Source organism: Streptococcus mitis (assembly GCF_001074635.1).
GTDB lineage: Bacteria > Bacillota > Bacilli > Lactobacillales > Streptococcaceae > Streptococcus > Streptococcus mitis_E.
Genome location: NZ_JUQO01000153.1, coordinates 1 through 1,819 on the forward strand (window position 1 = coordinate 1; position 1,819 = coordinate 1,819).

A 1,819-nucleotide genomic window follows, 5' to 3' on the forward strand; every position below is an offset into this window, starting at 1 on the left:
GCGTTTAAAAATTTCCGTATTTTGAAGTCCTGCTTCTTTTGCTTGATTGTAACGCATCCTTAGGTCCGTTACTATATTTTCTCTTTCATCTGCTACATTCCAGCCTTTAATAGCATAAACCGCCATTCGTTCCATCAAACATTCTAAAACATCTACTAGCAACTTTTCGGTTATCCTACTGCTAATACTATCCACTCCTACTCTATAATTATAAAGAGCCTTATGGATATAGGTCGAACGACATGACTCTGCAAAAAGACGATAATTAGTACGAGTATCTTCAATCGTTTTCCCTTTAGGAAAAGAAATCGTATCAAACAATCTACGCGCAAACAAAATTCCCCAGCTTGTTTTAAAGGATAAATCCTTACGTTCTAATAGGGGAAGTTGCTGGATGACTTCCTCTCCACTATAATGAGTCTCATAATAATCTTCAAAGAGATGAATCAAATAAACATTGCGTTCTTGATGAAATTCTTGATAATTGGATACAACTACTTCAGCATCATTAAACAAGGCTGCTCGGTACAAATCCTCTACATAAGTCGGTTCTATCCAGTCATCTGAATCAACAAAGGATATAAATTCCCCTTTCGCCTCAGCAATCCCAGCATTTCGAGCATCTGATAAGCCACCATTTTCCTTTTCAATATAACGAAAACGACTATCCTTCGCAACAAACTCTTGACAGATAGAACTAGAATCATCTGGTGAACCATCGTTAACCAACAAAACTTCTATATTTGAATAAGTCTGTTTAGCAATGCTATCCAAACAGCTCCATAGATAATTCTCAACATTATAAATTGGAATGACTAGACTAATTAATGGCTGAGGATAAGTAATATCATTTTCTAAATTGGCTACCTTAGTTTCATACACCTTAATGTCTTTTGAATCTGGAAAACTATCTTTCCAATAGGATAGTAGATGCTTTATCCTTTCCAAATAATAATAATTAGGAATGTTTAATTCATTTATAAAATCTAACATATTCCAATGGACTTTTATGTCGCAAAGAGCAGATGTTTCCGAAGGATGATGACTCGCATTCTGACCATGTTGTACGTATATATACGTTACTTCATCTATATAAACAATACTTTCTGCTCGCAAATATAATTTAAAGAAATAATCTAAATCTTCACTCTGTGACAGTTTTTCATCTAAGAATAAATTTTGGGTTAATGATTTTTTAAATAACTTTGAAGCAATACAAGCAAAATCATGAGTTAAGTAATTTAATTTCGGAAATAGCTCTAAAAATGGACGTATTTGCTTCTTTTTAATACAAAGATCATTTTGGTTTTGATTAGAATATGCAGGAAAATAAAAGAAACCATCTTCTGTATTAAAAGATTTATGTTTTGAAACAGCTATATCAGTGTTATTTTCCTTTATGCCTTTTAAAAGGGCTTCTAGATGATTTGACTCCACCCAATCGTCTGAATCAATAAAAGTAATGTATGCCCCCCCCCGAACGTTCGAGTCCTAGGTTACGGGCAGAAGATACTCCGCCATTTTCTTTTTCAAAATAACGGAAACGACTATCATTCTTTACATACTCCTGACAGATAGCAGCAGAACCATCTGGTGAACCATCGTTAACGAGTAACACTTCAAAATTAGTATAAGTCTGATTGATAATACTATCCAAACACTGACGCAAATACTTCTCTGTATTATAAATTGGAACAATAATACTGATCAATTCATTATTCATCTTTATTTCATTTCTCACTATTCTAATAAACTTATAAATTCTGCATAGCGTTTAAAAATTTCCGTATTTTGAAGTCCTGCTTCTTTTGCTTGATTG

At 33.3% G+C, this 1,819-nt stretch carries 2 protein-coding genes; both read right to left on the bottom strand.

What is annotated here, in order from left to right; all coding sequences use genetic code 11:
• Positions 1-1,437: glycosyltransferase family 2 protein (locus ADI58_RS10395; protein ID WP_065428657.1), on the bottom strand; the 1,437-nt coding region annotated here is incomplete at its 3' end.
• 13 nt (positions 1,438-1,450) lie between these two features.
• Positions 1,451-1,723, bottom strand: coding sequence for a glycosyltransferase family 2 protein (locus ADI58_RS10315; protein WP_053092664.1), 273 nt, complete (start codon positions 1,721-1,723; stop codon positions 1,451-1,453).
• Positions 1,724-1,819 lie beyond the last annotated feature (96 nt).

Excerpts from the sequence above, each read along its gene's own strand:
- ADI58_RS10315 (WP_053092664.1), bottom strand. The coding sequence starts at position 1,723 with ATGAATAATGAATTGATCAGTATTATTGTTCCAATTTATAATACAGAG.